General features: G+C 70.8%; 20 protein-coding genes and 2 pseudogenes. 10 read left to right on the forward strand and 12 right to left on the reverse strand.

Annotated features, from left to right (window positions below):
* Window positions 1–65: 65 nt before the first annotated feature.
* Window positions 66–1,202 carry an ABC transporter ATP-binding protein gene (locus ACFC51_RS01870; protein WP_376377006.1) on the forward strand — a complete coding sequence of 379 codons (1,137 nt, stop codon included), beginning with the start codon at window positions 66–68 and terminating at the stop codon, window positions 1,200–1,202.
* Window positions 1,199–2,089 carry an ABC transporter permease gene (locus ACFC51_RS01875; RefSeq protein ID WP_376526523.1) on the forward strand — a complete coding sequence of 297 codons (891 nt, stop codon included), beginning with the start codon at window positions 1,199–1,201 and terminating at the stop codon, window positions 2,087–2,089. The genes ACFC51_RS01870 and ACFC51_RS01875 overlap by 4 nt, the downstream gene beginning before the upstream one ends.
* A gap of 1 nt (window position 2,090) precedes the next feature.
* On the opposite strand, the gene ACFC51_RS01880 is transcribed toward ACFC51_RS01875, so the two are convergent.
* Window positions 2,091–2,420 (reverse strand): ATP/GTP-binding protein, encoded by a 330-nt coding sequence (locus tag ACFC51_RS01880; RefSeq protein WP_376377002.1) that lies wholly within the window; start codon window positions 2,418–2,420, stop codon window positions 2,091–2,093.
* 214 nt (window positions 2,421–2,634) lie between these two features.
* Between ACFC51_RS01880 and ACFC51_RS01885 the strand changes: the two genes are divergently transcribed.
* On the forward strand, window positions 2,635–3,666 hold the full coding sequence (locus tag ACFC51_RS01885; protein WP_376526526.1) for an LLM class flavin-dependent oxidoreductase: 1,032 nt from the start codon (window positions 2,635–2,637) through the stop codon (window positions 3,664–3,666).
* Between the two features lie 89 nt (window positions 3,667–3,755).
* On the opposite strand, the gene ACFC51_RS01890 is transcribed toward ACFC51_RS01885, so the two are convergent.
* A complete protein-coding gene (locus ACFC51_RS01890) occupies window positions 3,756–4,148 on the reverse strand; it encodes an SCO5389 family protein (RefSeq protein ID WP_014154035.1) in 393 nt (130 codons plus the stop codon).
* Window positions 4,149–4,408: 260 nt separating this feature from the next.
* Between ACFC51_RS01890 and nucS the strand changes: the two genes are divergently transcribed.
* Complete coding sequence (nucS, locus tag ACFC51_RS01895; RefSeq protein ID WP_099174445.1) at window positions 4,409–5,080, forward strand: endonuclease NucS; 672 nt, start codon at window positions 4,409–4,411, stop codon at window positions 5,078–5,080.
* A 153-nt stretch (window positions 5,081–5,233) separates the two neighbouring features.
* On the opposite strand, the gene ACFC51_RS01900 is transcribed toward nucS, so the two are convergent.
* From ACFC51_RS01900 to ACFC51_RS01915, 4 genes and pseudogenes are all read right to left on the reverse strand, one after another.
* The gene (locus ACFC51_RS01900; protein WP_376527045.1) at window positions 5,234–7,696 is read right to left on the reverse strand and encodes an ATP-binding protein; all 2,463 of its coding nucleotides are present in this window, start codon (window positions 7,694–7,696) and stop codon (window positions 5,234–5,236) included.
* Window positions 7,697–7,911: 215 nt separating this feature from the next.
* On the reverse strand, window positions 7,912–8,235 hold the full coding sequence (locus ACFC51_RS01905; RefSeq protein WP_073745281.1) for an STAS domain-containing protein: 324 nt from the start codon (window positions 8,233–8,235) through the stop codon (window positions 7,912–7,914).
* Window positions 8,236–8,477: 242 nt separating this feature from the next.
* Window positions 8,478–9,326: a 3-hydroxyacyl-CoA dehydrogenase family protein gene (locus tag ACFC51_RS01910; protein WP_376526528.1), complete on the reverse strand. Its 849-nt coding sequence runs from the start codon at window positions 9,324–9,326 to the stop codon at window positions 8,478–8,480.
* A 128-nt stretch (window positions 9,327–9,454) separates the two neighbouring features.
* Window positions 9,455–9,989 (reverse strand): annotated as a pseudogene (locus ACFC51_RS01915) (TetR/AcrR family transcriptional regulator); the annotation flags it as partial.
* 11 nt (window positions 9,990–10,000) lie between these two features.
* On the opposite strand from ACFC51_RS01915, the pseudogene ACFC51_RS01920 reads away from it, so the two are divergent.
* Together ACFC51_RS01920 and ACFC51_RS01925 are read left to right on the forward strand one after the other, a co-directional pair.
* Window positions 10,001–10,240, forward strand: a pseudogene (locus ACFC51_RS01920) (ABC transporter permease); the annotation flags it as partial.
* 13 nt (window positions 10,241–10,253) lie between these two features.
* The gene (locus tag ACFC51_RS01925) at window positions 10,254–10,826 is read left to right on the forward strand and encodes a cob(I)yrinic acid a,c-diamide adenosyltransferase (protein WP_376373738.1); all 573 of its coding nucleotides are present in this window, start codon (window positions 10,254–10,256) and stop codon (window positions 10,824–10,826) included.
* A 1-nt stretch (window position 10,827) separates the two neighbouring features.
* Here the strand turns inward: ACFC51_RS01925 and ACFC51_RS01930 are convergent, their stop codons facing one another.
* The gene (locus tag ACFC51_RS01930; protein ID WP_376526530.1) at window positions 10,828–11,385 is read right to left on the reverse strand and encodes a hypothetical protein; all 558 of its coding nucleotides are present in this window, start codon (window positions 11,383–11,385) and stop codon (window positions 10,828–10,830) included.
* A 151-nt stretch (window positions 11,386–11,536) separates the two neighbouring features.
* Between ACFC51_RS01930 and ACFC51_RS01935 the strand changes: the two genes are divergently transcribed.
* The 4 genes from ACFC51_RS01935 to ACFC51_RS01950 all read left to right on the forward strand — a co-directional run bounded on the left by ACFC51_RS01935 (window position 11,537) and on the right by ACFC51_RS01950 (window position 16,193).
* A complete protein-coding gene (locus ACFC51_RS01935) occupies window positions 11,537–12,733 on the forward strand; it encodes a sensor histidine kinase (RefSeq protein ID WP_376526533.1) in 1,197 nt (398 codons plus the stop codon).
* Window positions 12,730–13,380 carry a response regulator gene (locus ACFC51_RS01940; protein WP_376526536.1) on the forward strand — a complete coding sequence of 217 codons (651 nt, stop codon included), beginning with the start codon at window positions 12,730–12,732 and terminating at the stop codon, window positions 13,378–13,380. Before ACFC51_RS01935 ends, ACFC51_RS01940 begins: the two co-directional genes overlap by 4 nt.
* 155 nt (window positions 13,381–13,535) lie before the next feature.
* The gene (locus ACFC51_RS01945) at window positions 13,536–15,422 is read left to right on the forward strand and encodes a glycosyl hydrolase family 18 protein (protein ID WP_376373749.1); all 1,887 of its coding nucleotides are present in this window, start codon (window positions 13,536–13,538) and stop codon (window positions 15,420–15,422) included.
* A 192-nt stretch (window positions 15,423–15,614) separates the two neighbouring features.
* Window positions 15,615–16,193, forward strand: coding sequence for a 1,4-alpha-glucan branching protein (locus ACFC51_RS01950; protein WP_376373752.1), 579 nt, complete (start codon window positions 15,615–15,617; stop codon window positions 16,191–16,193).
* Between the two features lie 67 nt (window positions 16,194–16,260).
* On the opposite strand, the gene ACFC51_RS01955 is transcribed toward ACFC51_RS01950, so the two are convergent.
* From ACFC51_RS01955 to atpA, 5 genes are all read right to left on the reverse strand, one after another.
* Complete coding sequence (locus ACFC51_RS01955; protein WP_014154045.1) at window positions 16,261–16,707, reverse strand: DUF2550 domain-containing protein; 447 nt, start codon at window positions 16,705–16,707, stop codon at window positions 16,261–16,263.
* A 142-nt stretch (window positions 16,708–16,849) separates the two neighbouring features.
* Window positions 16,850–17,224, reverse strand: a complete 375-nt coding sequence (locus tag ACFC51_RS01960; protein WP_014154046.1) for a F0F1 ATP synthase subunit epsilon — start codon at window positions 17,222–17,224, stop codon at window positions 16,850–16,852.
* A gap of 109 nt (window positions 17,225–17,333) precedes the next feature.
* Window positions 17,334–18,776: a F0F1 ATP synthase subunit beta gene (gene atpD, locus ACFC51_RS01965; RefSeq protein ID WP_376373755.1), complete on the reverse strand. Its 1,443-nt coding sequence runs from the start codon at window positions 18,774–18,776 to the stop codon at window positions 17,334–17,336.
* Complete coding sequence (locus ACFC51_RS01970) at window positions 18,776–19,693, reverse strand: F0F1 ATP synthase subunit gamma (RefSeq protein ID WP_376373758.1); 918 nt, start codon at window positions 19,691–19,693, stop codon at window positions 18,776–18,778. Before ACFC51_RS01970 ends, atpD begins: the two co-directional genes overlap by 1 nt.
* Before the next feature lie 3 nt (window positions 19,694–19,696).
* Window positions 19,697–21,268 (reverse strand): F0F1 ATP synthase subunit alpha, encoded by a 1,572-nt coding sequence (atpA, locus tag ACFC51_RS01975; protein WP_099174457.1) that lies wholly within the window; start codon window positions 21,266–21,268, stop codon window positions 19,697–19,699.
* Window positions 21,269–21,393: the final 125 nt, after the last annotated feature.

A 21,393-nucleotide genomic window follows, 5' to 3' on the forward strand; every position in this document is an offset into this window, starting at 1 on the left:
CTCTTACGGGGGCGTGCGGCCACAGGCCTGGGCCCCGACGACAGATAAGTCGATGGGGCTGGAGAATGATCGAGGCAGTCGGCCTGACGAAGCGCTACGGCGCCAAGACGGCCGTGCACAACCTTTCCTTCCAGGTGCGGCCGGGCGCCGTCACGGGGTTCCTCGGTCCCAACGGGTCGGGGAAGTCCACCACCATGCGCATGATGCTCGGCCTGGACCGGCCGACGGCGGGACATGTGGCGATCGGCGGCCACGCCTTCCGCAGCCTCCCCAACGCGCCGCGCCAGGTGGGGGCTCTGCTCGACGCCAAGGCCGTGCACGGCGGGCGCAGCGCCCGCAACCACCTCCTGTGCCTGGCCCAGCTGGCCGGCATCCCCGCGGCACGGGTCGACGAGGTCCTCGGCGTCGTCGGGCTCCAGGACGTCGCGAAGAAGCGCTCCAAGGGCTTCTCCCTCGGCATGGGCCAGCGGCTCGGCATCGCGGCTGCGCTGCTCGGCGACCCGCAGGTGCTGCTCTTCGACGAGCCGGTCAACGGTCTGGACCCCGAGGGCATCCTCTGGGTCCGCAACCTGATGAAGCAGCTCGCCTCCGAGGGGCGCACGGTCTTCGTCTCCAGCCATCTGATGAGCGAGATGGCGCTCACCGCCGACCATCTGATCGTGATCGGCCGAGGGCAGCTGCTCTCCGACATGAGCGTCACCGACTTCATCTCGGCCAACTCCGCCGACTTCGCCCGTGTGCGGGTCTCGTCGGACGGCCCCGAGCTGCGGGAGAAGCTGACGGCTTCGCTGACGGAGGCGGGCGGACGGGTCGTGCCGGAGCCGGACGGCGCCCTGCGCGTGATGGGGCTCGGACTGCCGCGGATCAGCGATCTGGCCCACGGGTCGGACGTCCGGCTCTGGGAGCTCTCGCCGCACCAGGCGTCCCTGGAGGAGGCGTACATGCGGATGACTCAGGGCGTCGTGGACTACCGCTCGACGGCGGACGCCAAGGCCGGGCTCCAGGTGCCGCCGCCCGGCTACGGGCACCCCGGCCTGGTGGCGGCCCACGGGCAGCCCGGTCACACCCCGCAGCCTCCGCCCGAGGTACCGCAGCAGAGCTGGTACGCCCCGCCGCCCCCGGGACAGAACCCGTACGCCGCACCCGCACCCGCCGTCCCCGCGGACCGGCCCGAGCGCAAGACCAGCGAGGACCCCCGATGACGATGCCTCCGCCGCCCGCGCAGACGCCCCCGCAGCCGCACCAGGCCCCGCAGGCGCCGTACCGGCAGCCGCAGCAGGGCTGGGGCGGGCAGGCGGGCCTGTACGCCTCTCCGATCCCCGTGCGCACGCCCGGCCTCGGTGACGCGATCGCCTCCGAGTGGACGAAGATCCGCTCCGTGCGCTCCACCATGTGGACGCTGGGCGTGATGATCGTGCTGCTGATCGGCATCGGCCTGCTCACCGCGTTCGCCGTGAGCGTCTCGGACGCCGATCTGGACGGGACCCCCGTGCTCAGCCTCGGCTTCTTCGGCGTACTGCTCGGCTCGATCTGCGTGATGACCCTCGGCGTGCTGACCATCGCGTCCGAGTACGGCACCGGAATGATCCGTACGACGCTGACCGCGTGCCCGAGCCGGTCACGGATGCTGGTGGCGAAGTCGGTGGTCTTCTTCCTGCTCGCCTTCACGATCACCACGGTGACCACCGGGGTCGTCGGTGTCCTTCAGACGGCCATGCTGGACGGCGCCACGGCCGACGGGGCCATCTGGGTGCGCTCCACGGTCGGGGTGGGCCTCTACGTCGCGACGCTCGGGCTGCTCTCGCTCGCGCTCGGCGCGCTCATCCGGCACTCGGCGGGCGCCATCACCCTCATGATCGCGGTGGTGCTGCTCCCGCTGGTCCTCGCGATGTTCATGTTCTCGCCGACGCTCGCGGGTGTGCAGCAGGCCCTCTTCGAGTACTCCATCCCCAACCAGCTGGGCGCGATGTACGACGCCTCGGTGACCACGTCCGGGCCGACCGGCTGGGAGCCGCTCTGGATCATCCTCGGCGTGACCGCGGTGGCCATGGCCGCCGCCCTCGTGTCGCTGGACCGCCGCGACGTCTGACTCAGTACCGCGGAGCGTTCCTGGACCGCTGCACCCGTGTGGTGCGGCGGTCCTTCGCGTTCCAGCAGGCCTTGTGCCAGTGCCTGCGGTCGTCGATCCCGCCGAACTCGGGCCAGGCCACGAGGTGCGGGACGCCGGAGGGGATCTCCTGGTCGCAGCCGGGGCAGCGGTAGCGCTTGCCCGCCGCGCTCGCGCCGCTCACCGGGCGCACCGACCACTCCTCGCCCTGCCAGTTCTCCGTGTCACCGCCCCCGCCGTACCGGTCCCCCGCCTCGCGGGCGTTGCCGACAGGACTCTCGCCGCCTCGGGGGCGGTTGCGGCGCGGGGACACGGAACACCTCACGGGGCGGCGGTACGGGCAGTTCGTCCCGTCCAGCCTAGAGCCATCGGCTGCGGGCAGGTGCCGGGAGTGACGTGACAGCAGCGACGGGGCGGGTGGGTTACCGGAAAATCGCAACAACTTCGCCGTGGCCCGTGCCTTTGGCACGTGTCAGACGTTGTTGCCAGTGGGGGCAGCCGCGTCGGCCGTAAGGAGGCAGAAGGCGATGCGCGTAGGAACGTTCGTACTGGCAGCACAGTTTCCGGGCCAGGGGCAGGGTGAGGCCCTGCACCGGGCCGTCCGCTCCGCAGAGGTCGCGGAGGAGTCCGGGCTCGATTCCGTCTGGCTGGCGGAACATCATTTCGTGCCGTACGGGGTGTGCCCGTCCGCCACGACACTGGCCGCCCTGCTGCTCGGCCGCACCCGCAGGATCCGGGTGGGCACGGCGGTGAGCGTGCTGCCGAGCCAGCATCCGGTGATGCTCGGCGAGCAGGCCGCGCTGCTGCACCTGACCAGCGGCGGACGCTTCACCCTCGGGGTGGGGCGCGGCGGTCCCTGGGTCGACCTGGAAGTGTTCGGCGCGGGGCTGGAGGCGTACGAGAAGGGCTTCCCCGAGTCGCTGGACCTCCTGCTCGACTGGCTCGGCAAGCCCCGGGTGGCGGGGCGCGGGGAGCGCTTCGGCTTCCGTGAGGTGGCCGTCGTGCCACGGGCCGACGAGCTCCTCGGGGACGGTCCGCCGGGCCCCGAGGTGATCGTCGCGTGCACCTCGCCGAAAAGCGTGGAACTCGCCGCTGGAAAGGGTTTGCCGATGCTCCTCGGGATGCATTGCGGCGACGAGGAGAAGGCCGACATGGTCGCTCTGTGGCGCTCGGCCGCCCGCGCAGCCGGCCAGCCGGCGGAGGTCGTGGAGCGGGTAGCACATGTGTCCGCAGGGGTGACCCAGATCGCCGACAGCCCCGCCGACGCCGTGGAGACGCTCGTGAAGGCGATGCCGGGGTGGCTGCGGCAGGGGCTCGGCGCCCATGTGACGGTCGACGGGCGGCACCGGGTGATGCGCGACCCCGTGGCGTACACGGAGTTCCTCTGCGGCCTGCATCCGGTGGGGCCGCCCCGGTTCGCCGCCGACCGCCTGGCGGCCACGGCGGAGCGCACGGGCATCACGCGCTTCGCCCTCATGGTCGAGGGGTCGGGCGATCTCGCGGCGACCGAGACGAACGTGCAGCGGCTGGGCACGGAAGTGCTGCCCTTGCTGGAGTGAGCGGTTCACGCAGGTGGTCCTGGTGGTGCGGGGGCTGCCGCCCCGGAGCCAGTTGCACCTCCCGCGGCCCGGAGCGGCAGCAGAAGCGTTCAGCAGTCCCGTAGTTCGGGCGACTGGTTGAGCAACTGGCCTCTCACCGAGGTGAATCGGGCCAGTCGCTCGTCGACCGAGGCGTCCAGCGGGAACACCGCGACGCGGTGGCAGTTCTGGAATGCCAGGCGCACTCCGAAGTGCCGCTGCAGCGCGCCGCGTATCGCATCACTCGCGAGCGCACGCAGCAGCTGACCACGTGCCTGCTCGTCCGGCGGGGGCGTCTGGTTGTCGGCGAACTGTCCGCCGTCGACCTTCAGCTGGGCCACCAGGGAGCTGATCATCTCCCATGCGTAGGGCAGGGAGGTCCGGACGCAGTCGACGAAGTCGGCTTCGTCGACCTCGCCTCGCTCGGCCTGTTCCAACAGCGCCGGTGAGACGTCGAGCGACATGGGTTCTCCTCTCGCGACCCCGACGGGTGGCCGGGGCCTTACGGGCAGGGCAGGGCGGCGACGCTGCGTACACAGACGGCGACCTCCTGCTTCCACGGTAAGGGCGCAGTCCGGGCCGCACCAGGAGAATGGGAACACAACCGGCCAATAACGAACGGTCGCAAAGAGGGGCAAGCCCGATAGGGGTACGTCAAGGGCTGTACCGGGCGGGGCAGCCGGGAATCGCGTCGACCACCGGTAGTCGAGTAGCGTTGCCGACCATGCGTCTCGTCATCGCCCGTTGCTCCGTCGACTACGCGGGCCGGCTCACCGCCCACCTGCCCTCCGCCCCCCGTCTGATCCTGGTGAAGGCGGACGGCAGCGTCTCCATCCACGCCGACGACCGGGCGTACAAACCGCTCAACTGGATGTCCCCGCCGTGCACCCTGAAGGAGGGCGCCGACGACAACGAGGGCGTCTGGACGGTGGTGAACAAGGCGGGCGAGAAACTGATCATCACGATGGAGGAGATCCTCCACGACTCGTCCCACGAGCTGGGTGTCGACCCGGGGCTGATCAAGGACGGCGTGGAGGCGCACCTCCAGGAGCTGCTCGCCGACCGCATCGAGACGATCGGCGAGGGGTACACCCTGATCCGCCGTGAGTACCCGACCGCGATCGGCCCGGTCGACATCCTGTGCCGGGACGCGGACGGCGCGACGGTGGCCGTCGAGCTGAAGCGACGGGGCGACATCGACGGCGTGGAGCAGCTGACCCGCTACCTGGAGCTGCTCAACCGCGATCCGCATCTGGCACCGGTACGGGGTGTGTTCGCGGCGCAGGAGATCAAGCCGCAGGCCCGGGTGCTGGCGACGGACCGGGGCATCGGGTGCCTGGTCCTCGACTACGACGCGATGCGCGGCATCGAGGACGACAAGCTGCGCCTGTTCTGACCCGGGACGCTTCCGCCTTCGACGACGCCGTACGCACCCGGTTCCGGGTCCGTACGGCGTCGTCGTGTTCCGGGCCGCCCTGTCCGGGCGGTCACGGCCGGACGGTCACGGCCAGCAGGTCGCGGCCGGGCCGTCGTGTTCAGGCCGTCGTTTTCAGGCCGTCGTGGGCGTGACGGGTCCGTCCTGGCTCGCCGACGCCGTGGCGGTCTCGGCCGGGCCGCTCGCGGAGTTGGAGGTCTCCGGCTCCGTCGGCGTCTCCGTGGAGGGCGTCTCCGTGGGGGTCGGCTCGGTGGAGGGCGTGGTCGGCGAGCTCGTCGGGGGCTTCGTCGTCGGAGTGACCGGCGGCTTCGTCGGCTTCTTCGTAGGTGAGGGGCTGCCCTCCGTGGGCCGGTCGCTCGGGCTGCCGCCCGACGGCGTGCCCGACGGGCTCGTGCCGGGGGCCGAGGAACTGGGGGACGGGGTGCCGCTCGCGGACGGGCCGGCGGTGCCGGACGGGCCCGGGGTCGCGGAGTCCCCGCCGGCGGTGCCCTCGCCGGCCGCCGGGTCGTCGGCCGGCTCGTCCGCGGAGCTGTCGTTCTCGCTGCCGTCCTCGCTGGCCGACTGCTCGGTCGTGACGCTCTGCCCCTCCGGGTCCTCCCCGCCGCCCGAGGTGGCGCCCAGGGTCACCACCGTGCCGAGGACAGCCGCCAGCAGCGCGCCCGCGCCCACGGCGACGAGATTGCGCCGGGCGCCCCGGAGCACACCCGCGCCGACGGGCCTGCCGGCGGGCGGCGGCGTCTGACGGGTGATCAGGGTCGCGGAGGTCTCGGTCCGCCGGGGGAAGAGCGGTGCGGCCGGAGGGACACCGCCGGGAGGCGAGGCCGGCTCGTCGTGACGCGGGGCAGGCGCCTCCTCACCGGCCGGGACGCCGTGCACCGGCTCGCCGGAGCGGTCCGCGACGAGGGCCAGGGCCCGTCGCCCCGCCACCGCGCCGGGCTTGTCGGCGAGCGCCCCGCGCATGCCGATGGACGCCTCCAGCTCGGCCCTGGCCCGGTCCAGATGGCCGGTGCAGAGCGCGAGGACGCCCAACTCGTGATGGAAGTAGGCCTCTTCCGCCACCTCGCCGGCGATCCTCGCGGCCTCCTGGCCGGTCCTCAGGCTCTTCTCCCAGGCGCCCCACTGCAGGCCCGCCGCGAAGGCGGGAGCGGCGCTGCGGGCCAGCAGTACGGCCGTACTGGCCTGTCCCGGCGCCTCTCCCGGCACGAGACGCGCCATCGAGGCCAGGACCGCGTCCGCCTCGGCCACCGCGCGTTCCGGGGTGACGGAGGGGTGCCCCGCCCACCAGGTGAAGTGCTGGGCGGCACTGCGGGCGTGGGCGTCGGCGTCCTCGCCGTATCCGCTCGCCTCCAGCTGGGTCAGGACTCCGGCCGCGAGGCGGTACCGGGGGCCCGCCGGGGAGAGCAGCCCGCTGCCGGCGAGCTCGCCCAGTGCGGCGTCGGCATGGGTGTCCCCCACGAGGGCCGGGAGGTGTGCCTGGTGCGGCACCTCACCGCCGAGCGCGACGGCGAAGCGCAGGGTCTCCCGGGCGGCCTCGCTCAGCCGGGAGGCGAGCAGGGCGGCGGGCGCCGCGCCCTCGCCGAGGCTGGGCAGCGGGAGGTCGGCCGGTTCGGATCTGCCGAAGAGGGAGCCGTCGGGGTCGTCGTCGTACCCGTCGGACGCCTCCTGGCCGGCGCGCCGGTCGTCGCGCTGGCGCAGCAGGGCGCCTGCCTGGACGAAGCGCAGCGGCAGCCCCTCGGACTCGAACCAGAGGTCTCCCGCCCAGTTCGCCTCCTCGTCGGTGAGCGCGCGCTCCACGACGTGTTCCATCAGCTCGATCGAGGCGCTGCGGCCGAGGCCGGCCAGGAGGACCTCTTCGAGTTGCGCCTCGGCCGCGGAGACGTCCGGGGTCGTGGCGAAGAGGAACGCGCACTCGGGGGTCGCGTCGAGCAGTTCCTGGAGCGCGGCGCCGCCGAGCTCCAGGTCGTCGACGAGGACCACGGCGCCGATCCCGTGGACGAGGGCGAGCAGCCCCTCGCGGTCGGGGCGGTGCAGCGGCGCGCTGTAGACGGCCTCGAACAGTCCGTACAGCAGTTCGGTGACGGTCCGTCTGTACCCGGAGAGCCGTACGACCCCGTCCGGTGCCAGGTCGGCGCAGTCGCCGGCGACGGCGTCCAGGACGGCCGTGCGGCCGGAGCCCGCCGGACCGGTGAGGCACACCGAGCGCCCCCGGGCCAGCAGCCGCACCAGCCGATCGCGCTCGTCCTGGCGCTCCAGGAGGGGCATCTGCGGCGCGGGCGGCCCCGGCGGGACGGGCGGCGCGGCGGCGCGCTCGCGCTCCACGCGCTGGGCGGCGGTGTGCCGCACGGGGGCGTCGGGCCCCTCCCCCGGCCTGCAGGGCTCGATCTCGCTGCCGTCGACCGGGTTGACGGTGAGCAGGAAGTCGCCCGATATCAGCTGCACGGTGCGCGACTGCTGCGGTGCCTGGTGCCCGAAGTCGGGCGTCAGCGGGTCGCGGGACTGCCGTCGGCGCCCGCCGTCGTCACCGGACCGGTCGGTGCCACGGCCGTACTCTTCCGGTCCCCGGTTGGTCGGGTCCATCGTCACAGTCCCCCAGACGCGCAGCGCGCGGTCGCCCCCTCCGGCCTCGCACGCCCCGCTGTCGCTCACGGTCCGGTGTCCGCCAGTGGGTCGTCGTCGATCGGCAGACGGCCGAACCCTAAACCTTCGCACAGTATCTACGAACCGGCGGGGTGCCGCGCCGCCCCTGACATCACGTTCTCGTGAGGATTGTGCGTGTATCGCCCGCGGCCGGCTCAGACGCGCGGCAGGGAGTCCGCAGCGATCCCGCCCTCGATGGCGAGGATCCTGTGAAGCCTGGTGGCCACCAGCAGGCGCTGCATCTGCGGTGGCACGCCGCGCAGCACGAGCCGCCGTCCGGCCCGGCCGGCTCTGCGGTGCGCGCCCATGATGACCCCCAGGCCGGTGGCGTCCCAGGAGTCCAGCTCGGTCAGGTTCAGCACGAGGTCACCGGCTCCGTCGTCGACGGCCGAGTGCAGAACCGTACGGGCGTCCGCCGCGCTTCGGACGTCGAGGCGGCCCCCGACGACCAGCTCGGCGTGGTCGCCCCTGATGTGCATATGCGCTCCCCTGGAGTACCCCGTAGCAAGGTCGGTCTGTCTGTTTTCTCTTTCTTCCTCTGCCACAACTGACTGCCGCGGCGACAGGGAAGTTGCCGTCTGTAAGCGAACCGATACCGAATTCACCCCGAGGGGTGAAAGGCTCCGGCGTCGCACGCCGGATCCGTACGCCTGACGGCGCCGGATCCCGGGTTCCCGGGCCGCCCGACGGCGGATCGGGCGGCCCGGGAACCCGGTCGTGATCAGTAGGTGTAGAAGCCCTGCCCGCTCTTGCGGCCGATGTCACCTGCATCGACCATCCGGCGCATCAGCTCCGGGGCGGCGAACTTCTCGTCCTGGGACTCGGTGTAGATGTTGCCCGTGGCGTGCAGCAGGATGTCCACCCCGGTCATGTCGGCCGTGGCGAGCGGGCCCATGGCGTGGCCGAAGCCCAGCTTGCAGGCGGTGTCGATGTCCTCGGCCGAGGCGACGCCCGACTCGTACAGCTTGGCCGCCTCGACGACCAGCGCCGAGATCAGCCGGGTGGTGACGAATCCCGCGACGTCGCGGTTGACGACGATGCAGGTCTTGCCCACGGACTCCGCGAACTCCCGCGCGGTGGCCAGGGTTTCGTCGCTGGTCTTGTAGCCGCGCACCAGCTCGCAGAGCTGCATCATCGGGACCGGCGAGAAGAAGTGCACACCGACGACCCGCTCCGGGCGTTCCGTCACGGCCGCGATCTTGGTGATCGGGATGGCGGAGGTGTTGGAGGCGAGGACGGCGTCCTCCCGTACGACCTTGTCGAGCGTACGGAAGATCTCGTGCTTGACCTCGAGCTTCTCGAAGACGGCCTCGACGACGACGTCCGCGTCGGCCACGGCGTCCAGGTCGGTGGTCGTGGTGATCCGGGCGAGCGCCGCCTCGGCGTCGGCCGCCTCCAGCTTGCCCTTGGAGACGAACTTGCCGTAGCTGGCCTCGATACCGGCGCGCCCGCGGGCCAGGGCCTCGTCGGTGACATCACGCAGCACGACGTCCCAGCCCGCCTGGGCGGAGACCTGCGCGATACCGGACCCCATGAGTCCGGCGCCGATGACGGCGAGCTTCCTGGCCACGTTTCGCACCCCTATGCATTCTCGGTAGTTCGCATGCTCTCCGGCGGAGATTAGTACCCGTGAGGGGTCCTGAGGCCGCGAAGAGATGCGCGTCACGTCTCACATGACGGACATCACACCGTCCGCCGTCACGCGGCGGCGCGCCGCGCGTAGTTGAGGACCTTCTCGCCGAGGAGGTCCTCCACGCCGTCGAGCAGGGCGAGCGCGTCACGGGAGACCTCGTCCGGCTTGCGGGCCCGCCACCATCTCGCCGCCGATGAAGTCCATCAGGTGCTGTGCACCCAGGAGAGCTGACCGGCCACCAGATCCGGTGCCGGGTCGCCGGGGTCCGCCCCGGACTCCGCCCGCATGGTCGCCTCCAGGTGGAGCCGGGCCTCCTGCTGGATGTGCCAGAGGCGGGCCTCGAGGCCGTCGGCGCCCTCGACGGCCCTCATGAAGTCCGCGTACCCCTCCATGAGGCCGGCCGTGGGCGAGACGCCCTCCAGCTGGATGCGCAACTCGCGCAGCACGGCGTCGGCGGCGGACTCCCCCGCCACTCGGCCCCGGACATAACGGCAGAGCCGGTCGACGATGCCGCTGCCGCGGTCCAGGAAGAGGTCCTCCTCGGCGGGGGAAGCAGTTGTACACGGTGTTGACCGGGACGTCCGCGGACCGCGCGAGGTCCGGTGCCCGACGCGGTCACCCTGCCGGCCGTGCTGCTCTCCGGGCTGATGCTCCCGATGACCCTCGGCCCCTCCTGGCTGGACGTGCTGTCGCACCTCACGCCGTTCCGCAACCTGGTGGACGCGGTGCGGGACGCGTACGTCGGCTCGTACGCCACGGCGCACATGCTGTACGGGGCGTCGGTGGCCGTCGTCTTCGCCCTTCTGGCGGTGACGGCCGGCACACGCGCCTTCCGGCGGGCCGGAGCGTAACTACGCTGGACCCATGGTCAACCTGACGCGTATCTACACCCGTACCGGCGACAAGGGCACCACCGCCCTCGGCGACATGAGCCGGACCGCCAAGACCGATCTGCGGATCTCGGCCTACGCCGACGCCAACGAGGCCAACGCCGCCATCGGCACGGCCGTCGCGCTCGGGAATCTCCCGGAGGACGTCGTGAAGGTCCTCGTCCGTGTGCAGAACGACCTGTTCGACGTGGGCGCGGACCTGTGCACGCCGGTGGTGGAGAACCCGGAGTACCCGCCGCTGCGGGTGGAGCAGTCCTACGTCGACAAGCTGGAGGCGGACTGCGACACCTTCCTGGAGGAGCTGGAGAAGCTCCGCAGCTTCATCCTTCCGGGCGGCACCCCGGGGGCGGCCCTGCTGCACCAGGCCTGCACGGTCGTACGCCGGGCGGAGCGGTCCACCTGGGCGGCGCTGGAGGAGCACGGCGAGGTCATGAACGCCCTGACGGCGACCTACCTCAACCGTCTCTCCGACCTCCTGTTCATCCTCGCCAGGACGGCGAACAAGGAGGTCGGGGACGTGCTGTGGGTGCCGGGCGGGGAGCGCTGAATCAGCGGCCGGCGCCGGCCCGGTCCCTGGGTTCCTGCTTGGGCCACACCGTGTACCCCACGGCGATGACCAGGTTGATCCCGATCACCCAGAGCATCTTCTGCTGCCACATCTGCAGCGAGCCGGTGTCGCCGTCCCCTCCGACGTACCAGATGGCCGCCTGGAGCAGGGCCATGGCGGTCCCCGCGGCCACGATCCACCGGGCCGCGGTGCGCCACTCGTGGGCGGCCCGCGCCATCCCGTACTTCGGGGGCTTCACCGGCGGCGGGCCGCCGGCGAAGCGGTGGGCGACCCTGGCATCGACCCATGTGACGGTCGAGTGGCCGAGTCCCACGGTGAAACCGATGTAGACGGCGGCGAGACCGTGCTTCCAGTCGGGCACGGCGCCGTTCTTGAGGTCGATGGCGGTCACCACCAGCAGGACGACCTCCAGCAGCGGCTCGCACAGCAGCACGGCCGCGCCGAGCCGGGGCTTTCGCGCGACGTACCGCAGGGCGAGTCCGGCGGCCAGGAGGACCCAGAATCCGGCCTCGCAGAGCACGATCAGCGTGACGATCACGGTCCTTCTCCTTCCGGTCCTCTCCAGACTCCCCTCCGACGGGCCGCGGTTCGTCGTCGGCAGTGACGAAACGTGACTGCATCCTTCGATGTAGCGCCACCTCACCCCGGGCGGGGACGCCGCGGGGCACGGCGCCGTGTTGGATGGGAGGGTGTCCTCCCTCGCGCGCCCGCACCGCGACGACGTGATCCTCGCGTCCGTCGGCCTGTCCGGCGGAGTGTTCCTCTGGCTGGTCGGCATCCACATCCAGAACGGGCGGCTCCTCGACGCCCCCTGGGCCTCGCTGGTGCCGCTGGCGGTGATGTCGGCACTGGAGCTGATGCGGCGCAGCGCCCCGCAGACCGCGCTGGTCATCGGCACCCTCGCGCTGGTCGCCGACCAGTTCACCGTGGGCAGCCTGGCGACCCTGCTGATGTTCACCGACCTCGTCTACGCCGCCGTGCTGTACGGGACCCCGGCCGCCGCACGCCGCATCCCGGTGACCACCCTGCTCGTCACGGTGGCCGTGACCGCCGGCTTCATCGCCTGGATCCCGTCCGCGGACGCGCTGCTCATCGGCATCGTCACGGGCATGGTCTCCTTCGGGCCCGCGCTCACCGGCGCCAGTGTCCGCAACCACCGCGAGGCCGCCGTGGCGGCGCGGCTGCGCGCCGACCAGACCGTCCTGCTGGCCGAGATGGACCGGGTCCAGGCGGTGACCGCCGAGCGGTCACGCATGGCGCGCGAGCTGCACGACATGGTCGCCAACCACCTCTCCGCGATCGCCATCCACTCCACCGCCGCGCTCTCGATCGACGACCCTGGCACCTCGCGCGACGCCCTCGGGGTGATCCGGCAGAACAGTGTCGACGGGCTGGCCGAGATGCGGCGGCTGATCGGCCTCCTGCGGGAGAACGGAGCGGCCGGGCCCCCGAGTGCGGCGCCGACCCTCGCCGCGCTCGACGCCCTCGTCGGCCAGGCGGGAGCGAACTCCGCCTCCAGCGGCCTCACCGTCACCCTGGACGACGGCCGCGAGGAGACCGGGCCGTTGCCCGCGCCGGTGGAGCTGGCGGCGTACCGCATCGTCCAGGAGTCGCTGACCAACGCGCTGAAGCACGCGGCGCCCGGCCCGGTGGCGGTCCGGCTGGGGCGGACGCGCGAGGTGCTCACCGTCGAGGTGAGCAGTGTGCTGGGTGACCGCCCCGGGCCTCGCGCGCCCGGTTCGGGCGCCGGGCTCGTGGGGATGCGGGAGCGGGTGGCACTGCTGGGCGGGACGATCGCAGCGGGCCCGGAGGCCCGGGAGGACGGCGTGAAGATCTGGCTGGTGCGGGCCGAACTGCCCGTCGAGGAGAGGACGTACGAGAGATGACGATCCGGGTGCTGGTCGCGGAGGACCAGTCGGCCGTGCGTGCGGGACTCGTGCTGATCCTGGGCAGCGCCCAGGACGTCGAGGTCGTGGGCGAGGCGGCGGACGGGGAGGAGGCCGTACGGCTGGCCCGGGAACTGCGGCCCGATCTGGTGCTGATGGATGTGCAGATGCCCCGGCTCGACGGGGTCTCCGCGACGCGGCAGGTCGTGGCGGAGGGGCTGGCGGACGTGCTGGTGCTGACGACGTTCGATCTGGACGAGTACGTCTTCGGGGCGCTCCGCGCGGGCGCGTCGGGCTTCCTGCTGAAGAACACCGAGGCCGCGGACCTGATCGAGGCGGTCCGCACGGTGGCGCGCGGCGAGGGCCTGATCGCCCCCACCGTGACCCGGAGGCTCATCCGGGAGTTCGCTGGCGCCTCCTCCGCGCGCGGGACGCGCGGGCACGCCCCCGAGGCGCTCGACACCCTGACCCGGCGGGAACGCGAGGTTCTGGGCTGCCTCGGCGAGGGGATGCCGAACGCGGAGATCGCAGTGCGGCTCTCCATGGCCGAGGCCACCGTGAAAACGCACGTCAGCAGGCTGCTCGGCAAGCTCGGACTGCGCAGCAGGGTCCAAGCGGCGGTGCTCGCGCAGGAGTTGGAGCTCTGAATCCTGGCGCGAATCTTTGGTCTGGACCTCTTGACGATTGGTCCAGACCTTCCTAATCTCACCGAACACGCTGCGGTGAGTACGCCATGACAAAGCGGGCTCAGGGCGACGCAGGGTTTGATCCCCGTTTGCCGGACCTCACCCGAGGAGCACCGTTGAGCACTGACAACCCCCTACGCCGGTCCCGCCCCAGATGGAGACGCGGAGCCGGTTCGGCCACGAGATCCAAGGCGGTCGCGGGCCTCACCGCACTGCTGCTCCCCCTTGCCGCGATGGTCGGCCTGGCCTCCCCGGCCGAAGCCGCCACCTCCGCGACCGCCACCTACGTCAAGAAGTCCGACTGGGGCACCGGCTTCGAGGGCCAGTGGACGGTGAAGAACACCGGCACCACCGCCCTCTCCTCCTGGACCATCGAGTGGGACTTCCCCTCCGGCACCGCGGTGGGCTCCGCCTGGGACGCCACCGTCACCAGTTCCGGAACCCACTGGACCGCCAAGAACCTCGGCTGGAACGGCTCGGTGGCCCCGGGCGCCAGCATCAGCTTCGGCTTCAACGGCACCGGCTCCGGCTCCCCCGCCGGCTGCAAGCTGAACGGCGCCTCCTGTGACGGCGGCCCCACCGTCCCCGGTGACACCGCCCCGTCCAAGCCCGGCACCCCCACCGCGAGCAACGTGACGGACACCTCGGCGAAGCTCAGCTGGACCGCCGCCACCGACGACAAGGGCATCAAGAACTACGACGTCCTGCGCGACGGCGCCAAGGTCGCGACGGTCACCACGACGACGTACACCGACACCGGCCTCACCAAGGGCACCGACTACTCGTACACGGTGCAGGCCCGCGACACCGCTGACCAGACCGGCCCGGTCAGCGCCTCGGTGGCCGTACGCACCACCGGCACCACCGACCCGGGCACCCCCGGCACCGGCGACAAGATCAACCTCGGCTACTTCACCGAGTGGGGCGTCTACGGACGCAACTACCACGTGAAGAACCTGGTGACCTCGGGCTCCGCCGCGAAGATCACACACATCAACTACGCGTTCGGCAACGTCCAGAACGGCAAGTGCACCATCGGCGACGCGTACGCCGACTACGACAAGGCCTACACCGCCGACCAGTCGGTCGACGGCGTCGCCGACACGTGGGACCAGCCGCTGCGCGGCAACTTCAACCAGCTGCGCAAGCTGAAGGCCAAGTACCCGCACATCAAGGTCCTCTGGTCTTTCGGCGGCTGGACCTGGTCCGGCGGCTTCCCGCAGGCGGCCCAGAACCCGGCGGCCTTCGCCCAGTCCTGCTACGACCTGGTCGAGGACCCGCGCTGGGCCGATGTCTTCGACGGCATCGACATCGACTGGGAATACCCCAACGCCTGCGGTCTCACCTGTGACACCAGCGGTCCGGCCGCGCTGAAGAACGTCGCCTCGGCCCTGCGGTCGAAGTTCGGGACGGGCAACCTGGTCACCGCCGCGATCACCGCGGACGGCTCCACCGGCGGCAAGATCGACGCCGCGGACTACGCCGGCGCGGCCCAGTCCATGAACTGGTACAACGTCATGACGTACGACTTCTTCGGCGCCTGGGCGGCCAAGGGCCCGACGGCCCCGCACTCCCCGCTGAACTCGTACTCCGGCATCCCGCAGGAGGGCTTCAACTCCGCAGCCGCGATCGCCAAGCTGAAGGCCCAGGGCGTCCCGGCCTCGAAGCTGCTCCTCGGAATCGGCTTCTACGGCCGCGGCTGGACCGGTGTCACCCAGTCCGCCCCCGGCGGCACGGCGACCGGTGCCGCGACAGGCACGTACGAGGCGGGCATCGAGGACTACAAGGTCCTGAAGAACAGCTGCCCCGCCACCGGCACGATCGCCGGCACCGCCTACGCCCACTGCGGCACCAACTGGTGGAGCTACGACACCCCGGCGACGATCACGTCCAAGATGGCCTGGGCGAACAGCCAGGGCCTGGGCGGAGCGTTCTTCTGGGAGTTCAGCGGTGACACCGCGAACGGTGAGCTCGTGACAGCGATGGACAACGGCCTCAACTAGCCCGTCCACGACACCGTCTCGGTCCGCCCCTACGAGACGGCCGCCACCCCCCGGAAAAGCGCCGGGGAGACAGGACCGCCCCCTGTCTCCCCGGTTTTTCGTGCTCCGGCCCCCCTGAGACGACGCGAGGGGTTCCTATAGGTTCGATCGGGCCCTGCCGAAGGGCAGGACCCGACCGTCGAAGGAGCTCATGTGGCATTCATCCACCGCACCACCATGGCGCCCACCAAGCTGGAGCTGCTCACCGGCTGGCTCCCGGAGCAGAGCTGGTACGCGGGCGACACGAAGGCACCGGAGCTCGTGGTGGCCGGCGGCTTCCGCCTGGACGATCCGGAGGGGGAGGTCGGGATCGAGCTCATGATCGTGGTGGACACCGCGCCGCAGCCTCCGGTGGCCTACCTGGTGCCCATGACCTACCGGGCCGCGGCCGCGGAGACCGTCCCCGGCGGGGCCCTGATCGGCACCTCCGAGCACGGGGTGCTCGGAACCCGGTGGATCTACGACGGTGTCCAGGACCCCGTGGCCGCCGAACAGCTGCGCGCGCTGCTGCGCGGTGAGGCGGCTCCGCAGCACCGGAGCGAGAGCGACACCGCCGACCCGTCCGTCGCGGTGCACCCGGCCGGGCCGGACGACGGGGCCGACGTGCGGGTCAACCGGGTCCTGCGGCCAGCGGACACCGCGGAGGACTCCTCCGCGCGCGTCGTCGCGGGGTGGACCTGGCCAGACGGGACGTCAGCCCGGGGTGTGCTCGCGACCTCAGCGGCGCGGTAGACGGCCGCACGGACGGCAGAGGCCCCCCGGACGGAGTCCGGGGGGCCTCGACCAGCGAGAGCTCCGCCTAGGCCACATTGACCCTCTGGCCGGGAGGCGCCGCCTCCAGCCAGGCGAGGAAACCGGTCAGCGCGTCCTCACTCATCGCCAGCTCCAGGCGCGTCCCCCGGTGGAGACAGCCGAGCACGACGGAGTCGGACAGGAGCGCAAGCTCCTCCTCGCCCTCGGGCAGCCGGCGTGCGACCACCTCGATGGCGGAGCGCTCCAGACCGCGACGCGGCCGGGGCGAGTAGGAGAACACCCGGAACCAGTCGACGCGGTCACCGCTGTAGCGGGCGACACCGTAGACCCAGCCCTTGCCGGAGGGATCCGGCTCCTCGGACACGTCCCACCGCAGACTGCAGTCGAAAGTTCCGCCGGAGCGCTGGATCAGACGCCTGCGGAGGCCGAAGACGAACAGACCCACCGCGACCAGTACGACGACCAGACCGCCTACCCACAACGCGAGGACCATCTCCACCAACCTCCTCGCATCGTCGAGTAACGGATACCGAACCGAGCCGAACCGGACTGCACCTGCATTGCCTCAGCCGCGACACGGTCTGGATCTCTCCAGCTCGGGCCGCGGCTGAGTTGAAAACTCCTCGTGGGGACGCTCAGTGCGCCGCCACCGCACGCAGTCGCACGTCCGCGCGGCGCTCGGCACCTGCGTCCGTGTCCGACTTCGCGCGCTCCAGCGCACGCTCCGCGCGCTGGACGTCGATCTCGTCAGCCAGCTCCGCGATCTCCGCCAGCAGGGAGAGCTTGTTGTCCGCGAACGAGATGAAACCGCCGTGCACAGCGGCGACAACGGTCCCGCCGTCGCTCGTACGGATCGTCACGGGGCCCGATTCCAGCACACCCAGAAGCGGCTGGTGACCGGGCATGACGCCGATGTCGCCGGACGTGGTACGTGCGACAACGAGGGTGGCCTCGCCGGACCAGACACTGCGGTCCGCGGCGACCAGCTCGACATGCAGCTCAGCAGCCAAGGGTGGCTCCTCGGGTCACCACCCGGCGGTCGTGCCGGGTGTTGGGTCAATTCTACGGGGCGTGGTGAGGGGGGCGGGACACACCCACCCCCCTCGGTGAGCCGGAGGCTCAGGAGACGCCGAGCTCCTTGGCGTTGGCCTTGAGGTCCTCGATGCCACCGCACATGAAGAACGCCTGCTCGGGGAAGTGGTCGTACTCCCCGTCACAGATCGCGTTGAACGCGGCGATCGACTCGTCGAGCGGGACGTCCGAACCGTCCAGGCCGGTGAACTGCTTGGCGGCGTGGGTGTTCTGCGACAGGAAGCGCTCGACGCGACGGGCACGGTGGACGACGAGCTTGTCCTCCTCGCCCAGCTCGTCGATACCGAGGATCGCGATGATGTCCTGGAGGTCCTTGTACTTCTGCAGGATCCCCTTGACGCGGCTGGCCGTGTCGTAGTGGTCCTGCGCGATGTAGCGCGGGTCCAGGATGCGGGACGTGGAGTCCAGCGGGTCCACGGCCGGGTAGATGCCCTTCTCGGAGATCGGACGGGAGAGAACCGTCGTCGCGTCGAGGTGGGCGAACGTGGTGGCCGGGGCCGGGTCGGTCAGGTCGTCCGCGGGGACGTAGATCGCCTGCATCGAGGTGATCGAGTGACCACGCGTCGAGGTGATGCGCTCCTGGAGCACACCCATCTCGTCGGCCAGGGTCGGCTGGTAACCCACCGCGGACGGCATGCGGCCGAGCAGCGTGGAGACCTCGGAACCGGCCTGCGTGAAGCGGAAGATGTTGTCGATGAAGAGCAGCACGTCCTGCTTCTGCACATCGCGGAAGTACTCCGCCATGGTCAGGGCGGACAGCGCGACCCGCAGACGGGTGCCCGGCGGCTCGTCCATCTGGCCGAAGACCAGCGCGGTCTTGTCCAGGACGCCCGAGTCGGTCATCTCGTCGATGAGGTCGTTGCCCTCACGGGTGCGCTCGCCGACACCGGCGAACACCGACACACCGTCGTGCAGCTTCGCCACACGCATGATCATTTCCTGGATGAGGACCGTCTTGCCGACGCCCGCACCACCGAACAGACCGATCTTGCCGCCCTTGACGTACGGGGTCAGCAGGTCGACGACCTTCAGGCCGGTCTCGAACATCTCGGTCTTGGACTCGAGCTGGTCGAAGGCCGGGGCCTTGCGGTGGATCGGCCAGCGCTCGGTGATCTGCGCCTCGGCCTCCGGCTCGTTCAGGATCTGACCGAGGGTGTTGAACACCTTGCCCTTGGTGACGTCACCGACCGGGACGGTGATACCCGTGCCCGTGTTGGTCACCGGGGCCTGGCGGACCACGCCGTCGGTGGGCTGCATCGAGATCGCGCGGACCATGCCGTCGCCCAGGTGCTGGGCGACCTCGAGGGTCAGCGTCTTACGAGCGCCGGCCTCGGCCGGGTCGTCGACGTCGATGTGCAGGGCGTTGTAGATCTCCGGCATCGCGTCGACGGGGAACTCCACGTCGACGACCGGGCCGATGACCCGGGCGACGCGGCCCGTGGCAGCGGCCGTCTCAACTGTCGTCGTCATTACTTGTCACTCCCCGCGGACGCGTCGGCCAGCGCACCTGCACCGCCGACGATCTCGCTGATTTCCTGGGTGATTTCGGCCTGGCGGGCCGCGTTGGCAAGCCGGGAGAGGCTCTTGATCAGGTCCCCGGCGTTGTCGGTCGCCGACTTCATCGCACGGCGGCGGGCGGCGTGCTCGGAAGCGGCGGCCTGCAGCAGTGCGTTGTAGATACGGCTCTCGACGTAGCGCGGCAGAAGGGCGTCGAGGACGTCCTCCGCCGACGGCTCGAACTCGAACAGCGGAAGGATCTCACCCTTCTCGGTGCTCTCCTCCTCGCCCTTCTCGAGCGACAGCGGCAGCATCCGGCCGTCGACCGCGTTCTGCGTCATCATCGACACGAATTCCGTGAAGACGATGTGCAGTTCGTCGACCCCGCCCTCCGCCGTGTCCTTCTGGATGGACGCGATGAGGGGCTCGGCGATCTTCTTGGCATCCGAGTACTCGGGGCTGTCGGTGAAGCCGGTCCACGACTCCGAGACCTTGCGCTCACGGAAGCCGTAGTACGCGACGCCCTTGCGGCCGACGATGTACGTGTCGACCTCCTTGCCCTCGGCCGCCAGCCGCTCCCGGAGCCGCTCCGCCGCCTTGATGGCGTTGGAGGAGTAGCCGCCGGCCAGACCGCGGTCGCTCGTGAGGAGCAGGACCGCGGCCCGGGCCGGGGACTCGGCCTCGGTGGTGAGCGGGTGCTTGGTGTTCGAGCCGGTCGCGACCGCGGTCACCGCACGGGTGAGCTCGGTCGCGTACGGCATCGACGCCGCCACCTTGCGCTGCGCCTTGACGATGCGCGAGGCGGCGATCATCTCCATCGCCTTGGTGATCTTCTTGGTCGCGGTGACGGCTTGGATGCGGCGCTTGTAAACGCGAAGCTGAGCGCCCATCGATCAGCCCTCGCCCAGGAGCTTGCCGTCCGAGGTCTCGAACTGCTGCTTGAAGGCGGCGATCGCGTCGGCGATCGACTGCAGCGTGTCGTCGGACATCTTGCCGCCCTCGGCGATGCTGGTCAGGAGGTCCTTGCGCTCACGGCGCAGGAACTCCAGCAGCTCGCTCTCGAAGCGGCGGATGTCCTCGACCGGGACGTCGTCCATCTTGCCCGTGGTGCCGGCCCAGACGGAGACGACCTGCTCCTCCATCGGGAACGGGGCGTACTGCGGCTGCTTCAGCAGCTCGACCATGCGCTTACCGCGCTCCAGCGACGCCTTGGAAGCCGCGTCCAGGTCGGAACCGAAGGCGGCGAACGCCTCCAGCTCGCGGTACTGGGCGAGGTCCACACGCAGTCGGCCGGAGACCTGCTTCATGGCCTTGTGCTGGGCGGAGCCACCGACTCGGGAGACCGAGATACCGACGTTGAGCGCCGGACGCTGACCCGCGTTGAACAGGTCGGACTCCAGGAAGCACTGGCCGTCGGTGATGGAGATGACGTTGGTCGGGATGAACGCCGACACGTCGTTCGCCTTGGTCTCGACGATCGGGAGGCCCGTCATCGAACCGGCGCCCATGTCGTCGGAGAGCTTGGCGCAGCGCTCCAGCAGACGCGAGTGCAGGTAGAAGACGTCGCCCGGGTAGGCCTCGCGGCCCGGCGGACGGCGCAGCAGGAGCGACACGGCGCGGTAGGCGTCGGCCTGCTTCGAGAGGTCGTCGAAGATGATGAGGACGTGCTTGCCGTCGTACATCCAGTGCTGGCCGATGGCCGAGCCGGTGTACGGCGCCAGGTACTTGAAGCCGGCCGGGTCGGACGCCGGGGCGGCGACGATGGTCGTGTACTCGAGCGCACCGGCCTCTTCGAGGGCACCGCGCACGGAGGCGATGGTGGAGCCCTTCTGACCGATCGCGACGTAGATGCAGCGCACCTGCTTGTTCACGTCGCCCGAGCGCCAGTTGTCGCGCTGGTTGATGATCGTGTCGACGGCCAGAGCGGTCTTACCCGTCTGACGGTCGCCGATGATCAGCTGACGCTGGCCGCGGCCGATCGGCACCATGGCGTCGACGGCCTTGTAGCCGGTCTGCATCGGCTCGTGCACCGACTTGCGGACCATGACGCCAGGCGCCTGCAGCTCGAGGGCGCGACGGCCTTCGGTCGCGATCTCGCCGAGACCGTCGATCGGGTTGCCGAGCGGGTCGACGACGCGGCCGAGGTAGCCCTCGCCGACGCCGACGGAGAGCACCTCACCGGTGCGCTGCACCGGCTGGCCCTCCTCGATTCCGCTGAACTCGCCGAGGACGATCGCACCGATCTCGCGCTCCTCGAGGTTGAGGGCGAGACCGAGGGTGCCGTCCTCGAACTTCAGCAGCTCGTTCGCCATGGCGGAGGGCAGGCCCTCCACCTTCGCGATGCCGTCGCCGGCAACGCTGACCGTCCCGACCTCCTCGCGCGAGGCCGCGTCCGGCTGGTACGACTGGACAAAGTTATCCAGTGCGTCCCGGATCTCCTCCGGCCGGATCGTAAGCTCCGCCATCTGGGGTTCCCTGCTCTCCTTGTTGGGCCCGAAGTTTCTCAAAGGGGTCTGGGGGCGACCCCCAGGAATCTTCTGCAATTTCTGCACGGCCCAACCGGGCCGCAATTCTTGCTCGTTCAGTTGGT

The sequence above is a fragment of the Streptomyces sp. NPDC055962 genome, assembly GCF_042270185.1.
GTDB lineage: Bacteria > Actinomycetota > Actinomycetes > Streptomycetales > Streptomycetaceae > Streptomyces.

Excerpts from the sequence above, each read along its gene's own strand:
- ACFC51_RS01900 (WP_376527045.1), bottom strand. The coding sequence starts at position 7,696 with ATGGACCCGACCAACCGGGGACCGGAAGAGTACGGCCGTGGCACCGAC.
- atpD (WP_376373755.1), bottom strand. The coding sequence starts at position 18,776 with ATGACGACGACAGTTGAGACGGCCGCTGCCACGGGCCGCGTCGCCCGG.
- ACFC51_RS01885 (WP_376526526.1), top strand. The coding sequence starts at position 2,635 with ATGCGCGTAGGAACGTTCGTACTGGCAGCACAGTTTCCGGGCCAGGGG.
- ACFC51_RS01890 (WP_014154035.1), bottom strand. The coding sequence starts at position 4,148 with ATGTCGCTCGACGTCTCACCGGCGCTGTTGGAACAGGCCGAGCGAGGC.
- ACFC51_RS01955 (WP_014154045.1), bottom strand. The coding sequence starts at position 16,707 with ATGGTCCTCGCGTTGTGGGTAGGCGGTCTGGTCGTCGTACTGGTCGCG.
- atpA (WP_099174457.1), bottom strand. The coding sequence starts at position 21,268 with ATGGCGGAGCTTACGATCCGGCCGGAGGAGATCCGGGACGCACTGGAT.
- nucS (WP_099174445.1), top strand. The coding sequence starts at position 4,409 with ATGCGTCTCGTCATCGCCCGTTGCTCCGTCGACTACGCGGGCCGGCTC.
- ACFC51_RS01970 (WP_376373758.1), bottom strand. The coding sequence starts at position 19,693 with ATGGGCGCTCAGCTTCGCGTTTACAAGCGCCGCATCCAAGCCGTCACC.
- ACFC51_RS01940 (WP_376526536.1), top strand. The coding sequence starts at position 12,730 with ATGACGATCCGGGTGCTGGTCGCGGAGGACCAGTCGGCCGTGCGTGCG.
- ACFC51_RS01875 (WP_376526523.1), top strand. The coding sequence starts at position 1,199 with ATGACGATGCCTCCGCCGCCCGCGCAGACGCCCCCGCAGCCGCACCAG.
- ACFC51_RS01870 (WP_376377006.1), top strand. The coding sequence starts at position 66 with ATGATCGAGGCAGTCGGCCTGACGAAGCGCTACGGCGCCAAGACGGCC.
- ACFC51_RS01905 (WP_073745281.1), bottom strand. The coding sequence starts at position 8,235 with ATGCACATCAGGGGCGACCACGCCGAGCTGGTCGTCGGGGGCCGCCTC.
- ACFC51_RS01925 (WP_376373738.1), top strand. The coding sequence starts at position 10,254 with ATGGTCAACCTGACGCGTATCTACACCCGTACCGGCGACAAGGGCACC.